This is a genomic window from Coleofasciculaceae cyanobacterium (assembly GCA_036703275.1).
GTDB lineage: Bacteria > Cyanobacteriota > Cyanobacteriia > Cyanobacteriales > Xenococcaceae > Waterburya.
In genome coordinates this window covers 22266-38957 of record DATNPK010000099.1, presented here as the reverse complement: position 1 = coordinate 38957, position 16692 = coordinate 22266, and the positions used below count along the sequence as shown (strand labels likewise).

General features: G+C 38.8%; 16 protein-coding genes. 6 read left to right on the top strand and 10 right to left on the bottom strand.

Going from position 1 to position 16692, the window contains the following annotated elements:
• Positions 1 to 25: 25 nt before the first annotated feature.
• On the bottom strand, positions 26 to 766 hold the full coding sequence (locus V6C71_21960) for a DUF2993 domain-containing protein (protein ID HEY9771124.1): 741 nt from the start codon (positions 764 to 766) through the stop codon (positions 26 to 28).
• 274 nt (positions 767 to 1040) lie between these two features.
• Between V6C71_21960 and V6C71_21955 the strand changes: the two genes are divergently transcribed.
• From V6C71_21955 to V6C71_21945, 3 genes are all read left to right on the top strand, one after another.
• Positions 1041 to 1313, top strand: coding sequence for a DUF3303 family protein (locus V6C71_21955; GenBank protein HEY9771123.1), 273 nt, complete (start codon positions 1041 to 1043; stop codon positions 1311 to 1313).
• 85 nt (positions 1314 to 1398) lie between these two features.
• Entirely contained in the window at positions 1399 to 2136 is a 738-nt protein-coding gene (locus tag V6C71_21950; protein ID HEY9771122.1) for a hypothetical protein, read from the top strand.
• Positions 2137 to 2158: 22 nt separating this feature from the next.
• Positions 2159 to 5020: a hypothetical protein gene (locus V6C71_21945; protein HEY9771121.1), complete on the top strand. Its 2862-nt coding sequence runs from the start codon at positions 2159 to 2161 to the stop codon at positions 5018 to 5020.
• Between the two features lie 54 nt (positions 5021 to 5074).
• On the opposite strand, the gene V6C71_21940 is transcribed toward V6C71_21945, so the two are convergent.
• The gene (locus tag V6C71_21940; GenBank protein ID HEY9771120.1) at positions 5075 to 5641 is read right to left on the bottom strand and encodes an HPP family protein; all 567 of its coding nucleotides are present in this window, start codon (positions 5639 to 5641) and stop codon (positions 5075 to 5077) included.
• A gap of 389 nt (positions 5642 to 6030) precedes the next feature.
• Here V6C71_21940 and V6C71_21935 point away from each other — a divergent pair, with 389 nt between their 5' ends.
• Both V6C71_21935 and V6C71_21930 read left to right on the top strand, forming a co-directional pair.
• Positions 6031 to 6663 (top strand): L-threonylcarbamoyladenylate synthase, encoded by a 633-nt coding sequence (locus tag V6C71_21935; protein HEY9771119.1) that lies wholly within the window; start codon positions 6031 to 6033, stop codon positions 6661 to 6663.
• A gap of 230 nt (positions 6664 to 6893) precedes the next feature.
• Positions 6894 to 7160: a hypothetical protein gene (locus V6C71_21930; GenBank protein ID HEY9771118.1), complete on the top strand. Its 267-nt coding sequence runs from the start codon at positions 6894 to 6896 to the stop codon at positions 7158 to 7160.
• Between the two features lie 145 nt (positions 7161 to 7305).
• On the opposite strand, the gene V6C71_21925 is transcribed toward V6C71_21930, so the two are convergent.
• The 6 genes from V6C71_21925 to V6C71_21900 all read right to left on the bottom strand — a co-directional run bounded on the left by V6C71_21925 (position 7306) and on the right by V6C71_21900 (position 13285).
• Positions 7306 to 8043, bottom strand: a complete 738-nt coding sequence (locus V6C71_21925) for a polysaccharide deacetylase family protein (GenBank protein HEY9771117.1) — start codon at positions 8041 to 8043, stop codon at positions 7306 to 7308.
• A gap of 155 nt (positions 8044 to 8198) precedes the next feature.
• Complete coding sequence (locus V6C71_21920) at positions 8199 to 9047, bottom strand: ABC transporter ATP-binding protein (protein HEY9771116.1); 849 nt, start codon at positions 9045 to 9047, stop codon at positions 8199 to 8201.
• Positions 9044 to 10153, bottom strand: coding sequence for an iron ABC transporter permease (locus V6C71_21915; GenBank protein HEY9771115.1), 1110 nt, complete (start codon positions 10151 to 10153; stop codon positions 9044 to 9046). The genes V6C71_21920 and V6C71_21915 overlap by 4 nt, the downstream gene beginning before the upstream one ends.
• Entirely contained in the window at positions 10141 to 10635 is a 495-nt protein-coding gene (locus tag V6C71_21910; GenBank protein ID HEY9771114.1) for a four helix bundle protein, read from the bottom strand. Before V6C71_21910 ends, V6C71_21915 begins: the two co-directional genes overlap by 13 nt.
• A gap of 37 nt (positions 10636 to 10672) precedes the next feature.
• Positions 10673 to 11701, bottom strand: coding sequence for an iron ABC transporter permease (locus tag V6C71_21905; GenBank protein ID HEY9771113.1), 1029 nt, complete (start codon positions 11699 to 11701; stop codon positions 10673 to 10675).
• A gap of 567 nt (positions 11702 to 12268) precedes the next feature.
• The gene (locus V6C71_21900) at positions 12269 to 13285 is read right to left on the bottom strand and encodes an AI-2E family transporter (protein ID HEY9771112.1); all 1017 of its coding nucleotides are present in this window, start codon (positions 13283 to 13285) and stop codon (positions 12269 to 12271) included.
• Between the two features lie 118 nt (positions 13286 to 13403).
• Here V6C71_21900 and V6C71_21895 point away from each other — a divergent pair, with 118 nt between their 5' ends.
• Positions 13404 to 13826 (top strand): nuclear transport factor 2 family protein, encoded by a 423-nt coding sequence (locus tag V6C71_21895; GenBank protein ID HEY9771111.1) that lies wholly within the window; start codon positions 13404 to 13406, stop codon positions 13824 to 13826.
• Positions 13827 to 14003: 177 nt separating this feature from the next.
• Here V6C71_21895 and V6C71_21890 read toward each other — a convergent pair whose 3' ends face one another.
• Together V6C71_21890 and V6C71_21885 are read right to left on the bottom strand one after the other, a co-directional pair.
• Entirely contained in the window at positions 14004 to 14648 is a 645-nt protein-coding gene (locus V6C71_21890; GenBank protein ID HEY9771110.1) for a hypothetical protein, read from the bottom strand.
• Positions 14649 to 14710: 62 nt separating this feature from the next.
• Positions 14711 to 16684, bottom strand: coding sequence for a hypothetical protein (locus V6C71_21885; protein ID HEY9771109.1), 1974 nt, complete (start codon positions 16682 to 16684; stop codon positions 14711 to 14713).
• Between the last annotated feature and the right edge of the window lie 8 nt (positions 16685 to 16692).

Sequence of the window (16692 nt, the reverse complement as noted above, 5' to 3'; positions counted from 1 at the left end):
AATTTAATGCTTCTATTAGGTTTGTTTATGGAGTATCAGGAAAATTCTCAATTTGTGCATCTGCTTCGATAGTCAATTTGCCCGCTTGCACGTCTAATTTACGAACCTTCAAGGACATTTCATCTAATTCAAAATTGCGTAAGTCCAGTATCTCTTCTGTACTGTCAATAATTGCCTTGGCTACATTTTGGTTGTATTCTGCCTCTTCTAAATATTCTACCGATTTTAAACAGACGCTATTACCAGCAGAACTAACTTCAGGAACAGCAGTAAAACTAATCTTCTCGGTTTGCTCTTTGTCGACTAAATCAAGATCTGCTGCTAGTTTTACTTTGCCGCTTTCTGGGAGAGTAAATGTTACGTGATTAACTTTAGCAGTGGTTGTTTCTCCTTGATAATTGATTTTCAGATTTTGTAGTTTATTTTTGACATATTCAGAGTCAAAAGCTCTTTGTATATCTTCTTCTTTTAAAACCACTAGCATTCTGGCATCGGTAGGATGATTTAGCTCGATATTGCCTAAAGCAGCTTTAATCGGGTCAATATTAATGCTACTAGTTTCTATACGCAGCTTTTCTGCTCTTAGCTCCTTCTGCATTACTAAACCTTTACCTGAAACGCTGACCGCTTCTATGTCTCCCTGGATTAGGTCTAAGGGATTAGTCTGAATATCAACATCCAATTCTTCAGCTTGATCTAATTGAGATTTTAAACCAACTTCTGCTGCCTTACTAATTGCTTGTTTGCCTATGTCTGGTGAACTCATACTGATGTTGTTATCCTTGGTGAATGAAAGCTATTCTTATTAAATTCAATAATTATTCAAAACAGATCAACCTAAAGACAGAATATAACCAGTCTGGCTTGAAAATTAGAATGAGTCACAGATACTTTTGTGGCAATTTTATTTTGCCAGTTAACGCGATACTATCGGTTGGTTTAGAGTTATTTTATCTAGCTAGATTTCGTTGAACTTGAATTAATACAGCTAAAATTGAGCAGGTTAAATCTAGTTAAATCAAGACGAGCAAATGTTATTCATGATTGTTGAACGGTTTAGAGATGGTGATATGCTGCCAATTTACCAGCGACTTCGAGACGAAGGCAGAATGTTTCCTGAAGGTCTTAAATACATCGATAGTTGGGTAGAGCCAAATTTCAGTAGATGCTTTCAGCTTATGGAGTGTGACGATCTGCGTTTAGTGCAAGAGTGGATTTTAAAGTGGCGTGGTTTAGGAGTAACTTTTGAAATTGTTCCCGTAGTTAGTAGTCAAGAAACGCAAAAAGTGTTCGAGCCTTTGCTTGACTACTGATAAATTAAATTATTGATGAAATAAATAAAATAAAAAATTGTCGAGCCAAAAATAAAATACAGATAAGTCAATTCAATCAGCAAATATGTTCACGATCCAAAGGCTAGGCGTAAGCCTAATCGCCACTATTACAGACACAGCAATAAACCGTTTTTGGACGTTGGTTTCAGGAGTATTGTTATTAAATCCTGAAACTTTTAGCTCGATTGATAATCTACCTTTTAGTTTGCTCGCCAGTATTTTAGTGGTTTTGTTAGCTGGATTATCGCAAACATTTGGTCAAAGCGTCATGCTGTTTATCAATCGAGTGCGTCCATTACGTTTTTTACTCTCAGTAGCCATCGCAGCAGTTTTGTTCGTCTTTAACTATAATTTTTGGGTTTTGAGTACTTGGTTAGTTGCAAGGCGGTTGTTTGAGGCTAATCTACCTTTAGTGGAAGTTGTTAAAACTTTAGGGTTCAGCTATGCACCATTATTATTCGGTTTCTTAATGGTAATTCCTTATTTTGGGATGCCGATATTAATTGTATTATCAATCTGGACTTTAATGGCGATCGCCACTGGTTTGGGAGCAATTTCTAATCTGGGAATTTGGCAGGCTTTTGAATCCTGTCTTGGTGGCTGGCTCGTGCTGCAACTTTCTCAACGCGTTATCGGTAAAGCGATCGCCCGTATTACCAGTAGAATAGTTGACTGGGTTGCAGGGGTTAAACTAATTACTGAACCAGATTATTTAGAACAAATGCTTTATAGTGGTTTGCCCATACCTCCTGCTACGTCAGATATTCCTAATTTATTAGGCGAAGAAGCAGAGGAACATTAGACATTGAACAAGTTATTGATAAATGATAAATGTTTTAAAACGTACAGCATTAATTCTGCTGGCTTTGAGTGTAGTTGTCTTTTTATCTCCTGCTAATGCTTGGTGGGTGAGATGGTATGGTTTTATTCAGAATCAATTATTAAATTTGCTTTTCGATGGAGGTCGCATTTTTGGCATTGCGCTGGTGTTGGCGGGTTTGCTTGCGCCTTTTGAGGCTTTGGGCTGGTGGGCGGGATGGTATGGTGGCAATCGTGATACGACTATTTTATCTTTGACACGTAATCAACCTGTAGTAAGTAACAAAGTAACTTCGACAGCACCGCATTATATTGTTTATCTTGATGGTATTGGGAAAAGCTCTTTTGAATATTCCTCTCGTGGAGCCAAATTTTTATATAGGTTGTCAGAATCTTTGCCGAGCGATCGCATATTAATTAAGAATATTATTCCTTATTCAGTAATCAATCTTCCTTTAACTATTGGTAGACCTTTAGCGAGATTTTGGCAATGGATCGAGCGCACGGCTAATTTAGAAGTCTTAGTGTTATTACGCAATATGTTCCAAGTTGCGGTATCTGTAGATAGTCGTTATGGTCCAATATATAATCGCGGTACTGCACAAATAATTATCGATCGCCTGTTGAGTCATGGTTATCAACCAGGTAGTGGAGCTTTAATCACTTTAATTGGTTATAGCGGTGGCGGACAAATATCGTTAGGTGCAGTTCCTTATCTGAAAAAGGTTTTGGCTGCTCCTATTGAAGTGATTTCTTTGGCAGGGGTGATTAGTGGTAACAACGAAGTAGCCCAGGTAGAACATCTTTATCATTTAGTCGGCGAAAAAGATCGCGTAGCTCGTTTCTCTCCTTGTTTGTTTCCCCGAAGATGGTCGATAATCAGTTGGTCGAATTGGAATTTGGCTAAAATTCGTGGTGAAATTAGCTTTGTCTCTCTAGGGAAAGTAGGACATGATTCAGTAAATGGACCGTTAGACGAAAACGCGATACTTGCTGATGGTTACAATCATTTAGAAAAAACTCTTGGTATAATACTACGCATACTTACCCGCGTTGATGGTTATGAACCCTATCCTGCTGTTCCCGACGCTCAAGGAAGACCGACTAAGGTTATCAGCGATTATGCTAAGTACGTTCAAGCCAACTTTAATCAACCCGATTATTACCCGATCGAGCAATCGTATTCTAATAATTATCTTCCTGTTAGCGAATGGGTAGGACGTTTAATTTTACCCGACGTTACCGAACGTTCTCGCGTGGATGGGGTTTATTTGGAAGTGCATCATGCACCCCCTGCACAACAAGACTTAATCGGCAAACAAGTATACTTGCGCTATGGCGATCGCCGCGATCTTCAGGCTTATGTTAACCAGGTTAAAATTAGAATTGATTTTTCCGAACAGGCTTATAAAAGTATCGATCGGGGTATCGTTCATCCGATACGCTTAAACCACTGGCGACAGGTACAGGCTTTAGAATCTTTAGCTGGTGCCAGACCAAACGATGATGTTATGGTTGCCTTAAATTCAGTAGAAGTAGTTAGAGACTCTGCGATCGTTTTATATATTGCTCGTGAACCGATTTTAATTACGGGTAAGTATTACGCCTTAGTATCCATAACTAAATTATTGTCTAATAACTGCGCTGTTGTCCGCTACTATAATTCCTCCTCTGGACAGTTTGATAGCCAAGAAGACGTAGTTTATTTTCCCCAGGTTATTCGCGATCGCCATGGAGTTTTACCTGCTACGGTCAATCAAATCACTGAATCTCCCCTAAACAAAACAGGCTGGTATATTTATGGGGCCAAAAACGATCGGGGAATGTTTACCGTACAGGCGATCGCACCCCGCACTTTGTTTCAACTACAGCCAGCTAAAGTTATTTCGGGACTACAAAAAACTACCGACTATATTCACAATAAATACTGGCAGGAAATAGAGCAAAAGAAAGGACAGATCGATTCAATTTTATTGAACCCCCGTAATTTACCCGACACAGAATTAATCAATTCTTTCTCTGAAGGCGATCGCTTATTACTTCTGCATACTTATGGCGGTATTGGCGGTAAAAAACAGGAATTGGCCCCATTAGGCCTCTTTTTTGGTCATTTTGCCTTTGGCCTAGCTAGGGTTGTCCGCGAACCTCTTACTCAAGAACTATGTTTTAAAATCGGTTATGCTCAAGTTTATACTCAAAACACAACGGGGATTATTGCAGGCAGTTTGGACTGGACAAACTTTGTTGGTGATCGTCAGTTTGGTTGGTTGGGCAGTCGTCCAATTACCGATATCATCGTTAAATTAGATGTTTTGAATGAATACAACTTTGGCGGTTTACGTCGCTTTCCTCTCAATGCTTTAGCCTATCAACTAGACCGCATGATGGCACGTTACCGCACTGGAGATGGCACAGGAGCAACTTTTGTCGGACCAGCTAATTCCTGTGTCCAAGATTCTTGCCAGGCTCTTTATCAAGCGATTAATATGACCTTGACTGAGATTAATAATAACGCGCAAATAAAAGACTGGATTGCAGCTAATCCTCAAGATCCCCAAACTCAAAGACTACAGCGCTTAGTAGCTCTAAACAAAGCTATTAAAGCCAAATTAATACCCTGGCAAATTCGCGCTGATTGGGTCGATCCATATCAATCATTAATTGGAACTCGTTTAGCAGATCGTCCCATAAGTACGGTAATTAATGCTCTAACTAGTTGGCGATCGCTCTTGCCCCGTTTAGCTAACGATAGTCTAGCCGAAATTTTCCTCAATCACGGCGCGAGTTTATGGCTACTGCAAACCTATCAGGTAGGCGGTTGGGATGAAGATATTAAACCTATTGCACCGACAAAGTTGTGGATTTGAAAGCGATATTTGTGCAACTTACTTTAATTTTGAGCGACAAGCATGAATAATAGTTTACAACCAGTGTTTGGGATAAGGTCTGCCAGGAACTAAATTACTAAAGATTAAAGTAACCAAAACGATAACAATCGATCCTGCCAAAGCTGGAGTCAAAATAAAGTTCCAATTTGCATTACTCAAAACTCCGATTAAAGAGACTGCTCCCGCTGGAGGATGCACTGTTCTGGTTAATTGCATTAATTTAATGGTGGTGGCTACTGCTAGAGCCATAACCCACGGGGCTGTACCAAATAAATGTACTAAAAATACGCAAGTCAATGCACCTATTACATTACCCCCAATAACGTTGCGTGGTTGAGCTAGGGGACTGTCGGGAACCCCAAAAACCAATACCGCAGTTGCTCCAAAAGGTGCGGCAATTAAAGGATAAGAACTATAAACTGAAAGATAAGCTAAAACTGCTATCCCGATAAAACTACCAATATAAGAAAGTCCAATGTATTGCCAGGAAAATTTTGGCTGATGTTTTCGGCTCTTTTCCAGAGTATAAAATCTACGCCGCCAACGCCTCAAAACAGACTGGTTAACATATTTTCGATAGAAGTTTTTTTTTAAAAGCATTGCATTAATAAGCGGAGCGATTACCCATCCCCGCGCTTTATTGTCAAAATAATCTTAATAAAGATAATTATTCGTTATGCTCAATATATCATGATAAAATTGCATAACGTATTTAAAGATACAGAATATATCTAATGATTTGCTTAACGGTTGCTTCTAGCCGCGATTACATGACCCGTAGCCAAAGCGATCGCACTTCTTAGGTTCTAACTTTTGGCAACAGAGGCAAAATTTCCAATTTAAATAAATAAATTAATTAAAAAGACTGCGGATAATGACCAAGAAACAGTCCTGCGTTTGATTCCATTATTTCTTTCTTACGAGATAGACAAGGTAACCCTACAAACCCCCACACCGTTAGTAATAAAAATTTGTAGTTTTTAATACAAATGAATGGTCAAGTTGTTCAACTCAATCGGAATTTAATACCCGAAATTAAGAGTCGCCTAAAAGCTGGCGAAGTCATCATTCTTCCTACAGATACTGTTTATGCTTTAGTTGCTAATGGCAAAGATATAGAGGCTGTCACTCGACTCAGACAAATTAAAGCGTTTTCGTCACCGCAACCTCTAGCTGTATTTACCCGCCAAGAAAAAGCAGAGGAAGTGGTAGTAGTTAATCAAGTCGCTTTACAAATGATGAATCATTTTCCCTATCCCGTGACGATGATTATGCGCGCCAAATCTACTTTGTCCGAGGCGGTAACAAACAAATTTAAAAATGTTTTTGTCACCTGTCCAGATCGATTTATTTACGATCTCATCATGGAAATACCTTTTGCAATTGTCGGTGCTGCTTCTTTTGCTGGCATTCAAGTAACCAATGCAGATCTAGCTTCCAAGTTTTTTGGCGATAAAGTTTCTTTGATTGTCGATGGTGGCAAGAGTAAACACGGTAGGAGTCGAACTTTAGTGGATTTCACAGTGGAAGTACCAACTATTATGACCTATGGGACAGTTTCTGTAGACGATCTTAGACCTTTAATTCCTCAAATCGTTCTTCCTTCCCACATGATGAAATAGTAATTTTCGTATTGGACTTGGGACACAAAAAGTATTTGCGATGGGCTTGGTGATAACGCTAATGTATCTCGATCTAACGCCATGTCGAGCAAAAGAATCCTGCGGTGCATTGAGATTGGTAATTTAGTTAAGTTATGAAACGTTGACTTGATTGAAAAAGCTGTTATTTAGTAACATTATATACAGAAATATTTTTTATTCTCTGTTCAACGAACCAAATACATAATAAAATGACTATACAAAAACCTGTTGGGTCAAAATCCCAAGTTCAATGGTGTTCAGTCCCTTTAAATAGAACCGAAACCAAAACTGGTACGCCACAGCCGCAGCCAGATACATGGGTACAGTTATTAGAATCATTCAGCCCTTACTGTGAAGACGAAGCTTTGCTGCTTTGTCAAATATCTAATTGGGAGTGGGCAGCTTGGATTCCCGATCATGGTGAAGCAGTTGTCAATATCGAGCAATTTTGTTTTCCAACATCTAGCGTGGATTAAATATTAAAAGTAAAAGTGGTATGCTTTTTGGGTATGGGTTATCGTATCGATTTTAGCTAGTCTGGCAGAAGCCGCAGACTGTATTGCGTAACAATTAGTGTCGGTACGTTCGCATATGGTAGTCCAAAACATCTTGGGTATGCTTCTAAAAGCTATGATCTAAGAGTTGGCTAACTGTGATGATACGATAGCCTCTTTGCCTTAAATCTTCGAGAATAGTTGTTACTGCGATCGCCGTATTGTTCGCTACCTTAATTGAATTGGCATGAAAGACTAAAATTGCTCCAGGAAAAATCATTTGTTTGGCATACATTGCTGTCAACCAAGGATGATTAGTTAGATCGAAAGTATCGAAGGGAATCATTGAAGCGAGTACTAGTTGAAGATCGTAATTGTCGGCTGCGGTTAAATTGGCGATCGCTTTTAACATAGTTTGGTTATAGAAACCTCTCCCTGGACGATACCAACGAATTCCATCATTACCCGTAAGTTCTAATAGTTTTTCATGGGCTTCTTTTAACTGTTGTTCAAACTGTTGGGGAGTTAATAAAGCATGAGTTTCATCAATTACGCCATGATTAGCTATTTCATGACCATGAGCCATAATTTCAGCGATAATCTGCGAATTTGGACTGAGATGGCTACTGATAATAAAAAAAGTGACTCTAGCTGGCTCTAGATAACTATATTTTTGGTTATGTTTAGCGATCGCCTCCAGAATTATGCGCGTGCCACAATCGCCTAGATCTTGCGGACAGGGTGCATCATCGATAGTTAACGCCACTACCTTTTGAGTAGTTTTTTGATAAAAAATAGCATCAGGAAACAGCTGCGCCACCCCATTTACTAGTTCTTGAGATAAATTTTTCCAATTTTTCATCATTCGCTACTTACTGTTTATTCCCGCCAAGATAAACGCGTGGTGAGTATTGTATCAAACTAATTAAAAATAGGCGATCGCGCTTTTGCCGATTCTAAACTAAAGAGCGATCGTCTTGATTAAAACTAAACTACACCTTTGTACTTGCGCACTTCTATTTAATTCAATTTTCGCTGCTGATTCAATTCAGGTTCTCTCACTTTAACCTTACGCCCCATTGGAATGCACATAGGAGTATCTGCCAAAGGATCGGGGACGATACGGCATTCTAAATTAAATACATCTCGCACCATTGATTCAGTCATTACCTGTTCTGGAGTCCCTGTAGCGTATACCTTACCCTGCTGTACTGCTACCAAATAATCAGCATAGCGACAAGAAAGGTTGAGGTCATGCAGAATCATGACGATCGTTTTTCCTTGGTTTTCTTGAAGTTCAGCCAATAAATCTAATAATTCCACCTGATGAGATAAATCCAAAAAAGTTGTCGGTTCGTCTAACAATAAAATATCCGTATCTTGAGCTAATACCATCGCAATCCAGGCTCGTTGTCTTTGTCCCCCAGAAAGACTATCTAAAGAGCGATCTGCTAATTCGGTCATAGTGGTGATTTCCAAGGCTTTGGCTACCTGTGATTCATCTTCAGTTGACCACTGCTGTAACCAGCTTTGATAGGGATAACGACCCATAGCTACCAAATCTCGCACCGTTAATCCTTCTGGCGCAACAGGACTTTGGGGCAGCATTCCCAGCTTTTGGGCTACAGTTTTTGCCTTGAGTTGAGAAATTGCTTTTCCATCGAGATAAGCCATGCCTGACTTAGGTTTTAATAGTCTGGCTAGTCCTCGCAATAGGGTAGACTTGCCACAACCGTTAGCACCTACCAGCACGGTAATTTTTTGGGCGGGAATTGCTAAATTCAAATTACGAATTATCGGCGCACCATCATAAGCGAGGCTAAGCTGTTTGGTTTCTAAGCGATAGACTGGATGTGAATTTTGGTTCATCTTTGGCGACTTTGAATTAACAAATACACGAAATATGGCGCACCTATGGCTGCGGTGATAATGCCACAGGGAAGTTCTAGAGGTGCAAACAATACTCTTCCTAACAAATCGGCAATTACCACTAACATTCCACCCATCATCGCCGAGACGGGCAATAGTCCTTCATGGGAAGCTCCAACTAACTGTCTTCCCAAGTGAGGTGCCATCAAGCCGACAAAACCAACTGCACCTGCTGTCGCTACCGAAGCCCCTGCTAAAGCTACACTGGTTAAAAGTAATAAACCTCGCTGCCACTCAACCTGACTACCCAACCCGCGAGCAACTTCGTCTCCCAGGTTTAAAGTATTTAATTCTCTAGTTAGCAATAATGCCATTAAGCTAAAAATAACAATCCAGGGAATCAAGGAAAACACCTGCGACCAAGAACGTCCGTAAACACTACCTGCTAGCCAAACTAAAGCCTGAGAAACACTATCGATATCGCCAAAGGTAATCATAATTTCAGTCAAAGCATCAGCAATTAAACTAAAACCAATGCCGACTAAAATAAGTCTGACTGGCGAACTACCCCCCTGCCAAGCTAACAGGTAGATTAATAATGACACTATCAACGCACCACCAAAAGCAGCAAAGGGAAGTAGATATACCGGAGCATTGGGCAGTAAAATCAGTAAAGTAACCGCAGCTAAAGCTCCCCCTGCATTCACTCCAATAATTTCTGGAGCAGCTAGAGGGTTACGAGTGATGCCTTGAGTAATCGTTCCCGCGATCGCTAGTCCCACCCCAACTAAAAAAGCTACGATAGTTCGCGGTAAACGCAGCGTGTTAATAATAAACGCATAATCTCCATTAGATGTTTGCAAACCCAATAAAGTCTTAACTACATCTAAAGGTGAAATTGGATACTCACCATAGCCAATGCTAATTACCATTGCAACTATAGTTATCAGAGTAAGAATCAAGAAAATTCCTGGCACTCGGCGATCGCATCGGAACGATATTGGTAAGACTTGAGGGCGAATGATTAGCCATTGTTTGGTCATTGGTTTGTGAGGGGGACGGGGAGACTTGGGGACTAGGTGACTGGATAAGATTACAAAATCCATTTATCGGGGTTGTTTGCTATGTTGACTAGGCTTCCTAATATACGGTTATAGTCTTTGTAGACATTTCTACCGACATCAATCTCTAAGTAACCACATTCAACAGCGAATTTAAGCCAGACCTGTACTTCTGCTGCTTTATGCGAAGCGGTATGCCACGGCATATGCCCTAAAGGATTAGCGCCTGGAGGCGCGTCCTTCGCGTCGTCCTTTAGGACGGCTTCAGAATCGCTAAGTTTAGCTATAAATGCAGCCTTGTATCTTCTTTTTCGCCAAGCCTCTGGAGGGCGCGACTTCCGAGGAGACCTCGGAAGCTTGTGTCGTCCATCGAGATTAGCGCACACCGAACGAGATGAACGACGAATCTGCTCTGTAAGTGAATATTTCTCTTCACAAGGAAACGTTTTTGACAACTTAAAAATTTCCATAGCAGCCTGGAATGCTATTTGATACACTTCCAAATCCTCGTGAGTTTTAATCTTCATCTCCCAGTCCCCCAGTCTTCCAGTCTCCCAGTCCCCATCATCGCTTCATCTTCCACCTAATCAAATAAATAAAGAAGGGTGCGCCAATTAAAGGCATTACCAAACCTACAGGTAACTCGCTGGGCTGAATCACTAACCGACCACAAATATCGGCAACTAACATAACGATCGCGCCTAAAATTGCTGAGTATGGCAAAATCCAGCGATAATCAACGCCGACTAAGAAACGAACTAGATGAGGAACAATCAAACCGACAAAGCTAATTGGTCCTGCGATCGCCACACTCGCCCCAGCTAGTAAAATAATACTAACAGCAGCGAGTATTTTGATTAATACGGTAGACTGTCCTAAACTCCTAGCCGTGTCTTCCCCCAAACTGAGTAGGGTAATTTGTTTGCTAAGAGCGATCGCTAAGATCGAGCCAATGCAGATATACGGTAATACTTGCAGCAGCAGATTCATGTCCCTACCTGCTACCGAACCAGCTAGCCAAAACCTAATTTCTGCTAGAGTACGCTGGCTAAGAATTAAAATACCACTCATAACAGAAGAGATAAATGCCGTTAGTGCTGCACCAGCTATAGTCAGGTTAAAAGGAGTCAATCCTCCACGACCAAGAGAACCTAGAAAATATACGGCGATCGCACTAATAGCCGCTCCTGCAAAAGCATACCAGGCATAGATAGTTAAAGAACTACTGCCGAAGATAAACGTCCCTATCACTACCGCTAAAGCTGCCCCTGCATTAATTCCCAAAATATCAGGGGATGCTAAAGGATTTCGTGTAAGTCCTTGCATAATCGCTCCTGCAACGGCTAACGACGCACCAACTAGCATGGCAATGAGCGATCGCGGTATGCGTACTGTACGAATAATCAGATGATTGGTCGAACCATCAAAGGCAGTAAATGCTTGATATATATCAATAAAAGGAATATTGGCTGCACCCCAGGCAATACTGGCTACAAAACTGAGCCACAGAATAAAACTTCCTAATAACAAACCTGCTATAAGTAACAACCGCGCTCTAGTTCTATTTGAATAATATTTTTGATTGATTGTCATTAAAAGCAGAGGTGACGGGGTGACTTGGTGCTAGTGATTACTTTTGACTTTTCCTCTTCCCGCAGGATATCCGAAGGTGTATGCTTTAGCACAATGTGACTTTTGCACAGCGGTACTAATGTTTTTGAGTCTAGTTTTTCAGTTTATTGCTTCATAGAATATCATAGATTATTGCTATTATTTCTCATTTGCCTGTAAAATTTATGCCTAGGCGTTGGTGGTTTGATGTATGACGTACAAAATTCTGTTCTTAGCTAAAAACTTGTTAATCAACAACGTAGTCTATTAAGCATGAAAACTACTGTAAGAAGCTAAAGCCAGTCTTTACTTTATCGTCTCTAGTAGCACATCTAGGCTAAAATCCTAAGTTGATTCTCCCAAGCTTGGCGAGCGACCCCCTAAAGGGTTCAACAGTTTGCTTATGTCGGGGAACCCGCCCACCGCAACTGTCTCACCGCGCCGACGAAAGGCGCAAGGGCCTCGGTGCGGTTTAACCGTGAATGCGCGAGAAAGGTTAGGGGGCCCAAAATAATTTTTAATACCCAATAAATTAATCTAGACGTACTACTAGTTTGCGTCTTCACTACGCATTTCATCGATATCTAAAAGACTAATCAATACTCCTGCAATCGGAATTGATAAAAACACACCGACTAATCCAGCGACTCTAGCACCGATTAACAACGCTAAGAACATGACAACTGGATTCATGTTAACCGAACCCTGCATAATTCTAGGCATTAGCAGATTTTCCTCAACCTGTTGAAGCAAAATACAGCCAACTAATACTTTGAGACTAAGCAAAATTCCTTGAGGTAAGATAATTAGACAAATTAAACCAATGCCTAAAGTCGCACCAATACCAGGAATTAGATCGAAGATACCAGCGATCGCTGCTAATGTCAAAGCATAGGGAACTCCTAAGAGGATAAACACTAAAAAAGCCGACGTTCCAAAGAAAATCGACAGTAGCAATCTACCCCAAAAAAAGCCCAGAAAGTTTTTAGAAACGGTAACTGTAAACTCTGACCGTAGATCTCGAGGAATGACGCGAAGGACAAAGTTCCATAAAGGCTTCCCATCTAGCAACATGAAAAAAGCGACAACAATTATCAAAACTAGATCGAATAGACTTAATAGCAGGTTTTGAATCGTAGCTAGTCCCGTACTGAGTAGATTAAGAGCTTGTTCGCGTAACTGTGCTTCAAAAGTATTAAAATCGATAGTAATATTCTCACTCCGCACAAAAGGTAAATTTTTGAGGAAGGCGATTGCACTATCTAAAAGTTGGGGGGCTTGTTCGAGCAATTGCTGTATCTGTGAAATAATAGTCAATCCCACTGTTGCTGTTAAAATACCTAAGATTAGCAGCGTGAGCAAAAATACGAGAATAACCGCCAACCATCGGGGCATGAAGCGAGATACCCAAATAACAGGATAGTTGAGTAAAAACGCCAGTATTGCTGCGAAAATAAAGATTATTAATACGGTTTCAAAGTATGCTAGAACCTGCACGAATACCCAAGCGATTGCAAATAATAGCAGGTAGCGAACTAACTGACTATTGTTTAAGTGTTTCCACATTTAAAAATCCCAGGCGCAAATAGACAAAGTTAATAAATAATAATAAATCTTTAGATAGAAGCGATCGCACATAGTTGTAATCTAAGTTTTATTTAAAGTTACCTCAAATACCAGCTTTATGACCTATTTTAAAACAAAGCATTCTTTAACCATCGAAGGGATAACAGAATCAGCTCTGCTTGATTACTTCGCAACTATCAATCAAGAAGAGTTTGAAATAACCGCATCCTTATTTGCCGAAGCAGGGGAATTGCTAGCACCCTTTGAAAAACCATTAGTGGGTAGAGAAAAAATTGCAGCTTATTTAACTAAAGAAGCTAAAGGAATGAAGTTACTACCTAAACAAGGGATCTGTGAGACTGAAGCTGATTTTGAAATATATAAGGTATTAGGAAAGGTTAAAACCGCTCTTTTTAGCGTCAACGCAGCCTGGTACTTTACTCTGAATTTGGAGGGTCAAATCACTACAGCCAAAATCAAGCTATTAGCATCTCCTCAAGAATTACTAGGTTTGCAAAATTTGCAAGAAATACAAAAATAATTTGTATGTACTCGCTCCGCTATTATTCCAAGATTGAATTTATTAAGTATCCAATCTTAATTCGAGGTGTATAATTAATAGTTAATTTTGGCCCAAAGGTAGTTTGAGAGACTGGAACAAAGCAAACGGAAGTAGATTATTACTTCGTCCTGGGTAAAAGTCAAGCTTTTGTATAGTTTATTTTGATTGACCAGGAGGAATAAAACGAATTTCGATCCTGCGTCTAGTTTCATCTGGCTTACGATCTATTGATGCTAAATTTCCTGAAGATAAATATAGTTGTGCAGCAGAATAGGCTCTAAATTCAACGTTTTTTAATCCTGTTTTTTGTAATTGTTGCACTACTGCTAAAGCTCGCATTAGTCCTAAATCAGCATTTGAACCTGCTGATAACTTACTAACTGGTTGCGATCCTTGGGCGACTATTTCTAAACTTTTATCAAGATTACTTTTTTGATTAATACCTTCACCATCGGTATGTCCAATTACCTGAATAAAATTAATTTCTCTTTCTTTCAAAATCTTTTGAATATTTGGACTAATTTCAGTGGATATATAGTTTTTAAGCTGTGGATTCAACTCGGCGCTTCCTGATTTAAACTTAAATTTTCCTGAACTTTCATCTATGACAATTGGTGATGCTGATTGTAACCTTTCATTGGCTTGTTTAAGGTCTTGATTGAGCTTTTGAGACTGAAATAATACTAGTAATAGTAATAAACATAGAATCATAAAAGCATTAGAGATTAAGTCAGTAAATGATTGGAAAATGCTATTGGATTCGGTTTGGCTTGGGGATGTATATAGAGAACGTCTAGACATATTTTTTTCACATTTATCCTTGACTAAGGACAGAGATATAGAAAAACAACTTAAAAAAGCTATTAATTGATATCTAAATTTATTTGTTTTTCAGCTTTCTCAATCGCGTTAATAAGTTTTCCCATTTCTGAGGGTATGTTATCTATTTGATTTATTATTTGTTTAAATTCTGTAATTAAACTGTGAATTTCTTTGATATTGTTTTGAGAACGTTGTTCAAAACTAGTTAATAGGCGATCGCTCATTATCCCAATACCATTTAGATTTGAATTTACTTCTTTCCTTTGTTGTTCTGAAGTGCTGGCTAAGTTAAATAAGTTAGAGTTTATTGATTGGAAGTTTTTTTTATAGTTTTCTAAGATATTTATTAGTTTCGCTGTTTCTATTTGAGTTTGTTGCAAAGAATTAAGATTATTATTAATTCCAAATGTTAATTTTTGTAGTTCTACAAGATTACTATCTGTTTGTTTCTTAAAGCTTGTAAATATTCTTTCTCCAAAGTTAATAAAACTAGTATTAACTTGTTGTTTATGTTGTTCTAAGGTTGTTACTATACTACTTAATTCGGATTGGATATTATTAAAGCTGCCGATTTGTTGCTGGATATTGCGATCGCTTCTTTCTAGTAATTCACCAGATTTGTGACTAAGGTTATTTACTTGTGCGATTAAACTATTAGTTTCTTGAGTGAAGATATTAATATTATCAATTGCTCTACCTATAGCATCAGTAGATTGATGTAAAATAGCGGTTGATTGGTTAAATTGTTGGGGAATAGTTACTAGTTCGTTGGTGGCAGTAGTTAATTTATCGGCAAAGTCACTTTGTTTAAATGTTTCGGCTGCTTCGATAAAACCTACCGCACTCTCTTGTAATTGATTAGAAGTAATTTGTAACTGAGTGTAAACTTGTTGAGCTAATTCAGTTGCTTGCTGATGATTTTCGCTCATTTTATATACCTGATTCCCTAAGAAAGCTGTAGACTGAGAAAAAGCTTTTTGCGTGATAGCTAACTCAGCAGTAAGACTTTCTAAATGTTCGGAAAATTTACTGGCTTCTATTTTTTCTGCACCTTGTAAATATTTTTGAGAACTAAATTCAATTTTATTAGCTGCGGTTTCAAACTTAGGTATTATTTTAGTGACAGTTTGCATTTGTTCTTTGAGGCTAAAAGCAGATGCTTGAAAGCTATCAGTACTTGTAGCCATAGAACTAGATATATCGTTAAACCTGTTAACCATACTGTCAACATTATTTTGAAAACCTTGATTGGCAGCTACCATTTTATGAGCAGCATTACCAATAGTAGTTTCTAACACTTGTCCTACCTTATCGTGAAATCTTTCCAAAAATTCTTGCTGTTGTTTGACCATGCGATCGACAGCTTTATCTAAACGAGTATCACCCTGAACCTTGACCTTAAAAATATTATCAAGATAGTCTTCTAAAGAACTAATTAAGAGAGATTTAGCGAAGTTGGTATTGTAGCGTAGATTAACTACAATCAAAATAGAACTACATAATATTGCAGCTAAACTAGTTGAAAAGGCAATTCCCATATTTTGTAATGGTATTTGTAATTGTGCCACTAAATTATCAATATCTGTAGTACTTTGATTAATGGTTTGACTGAGATTATATAAATTGGAACTAATACCAAAAAAAGTTCCTAATAAACCAAAAGCTAATAATAAATTGGGTAATGTCTGACAAAAATAATCCCACTGTTCGCAACGTAGAGATATACCTAAAAAGTTTAATCTTTCCTGACTGTATAAACCATCGATTAAGGCAATAGTATTTACTTGTTCTAGCTTCTGGCTTGCTTGTTTAAATCTAGCTTCTAAGTTTTCGACAATTTGTGGTTGCTTGCCTCTGCTTTCGTAGCTTAATAGCCTCGATACTTTATTCGCTGAACTTATCAAATAACGATAAAGAGAGTGACGTAATAATATTGCCATAACTGTGGGTAATATTACTAAAATAACCGTCAGCAACATTAAAGAAGGTGGGAAAATATTTAAAATATTCAGCATAAGTTTTA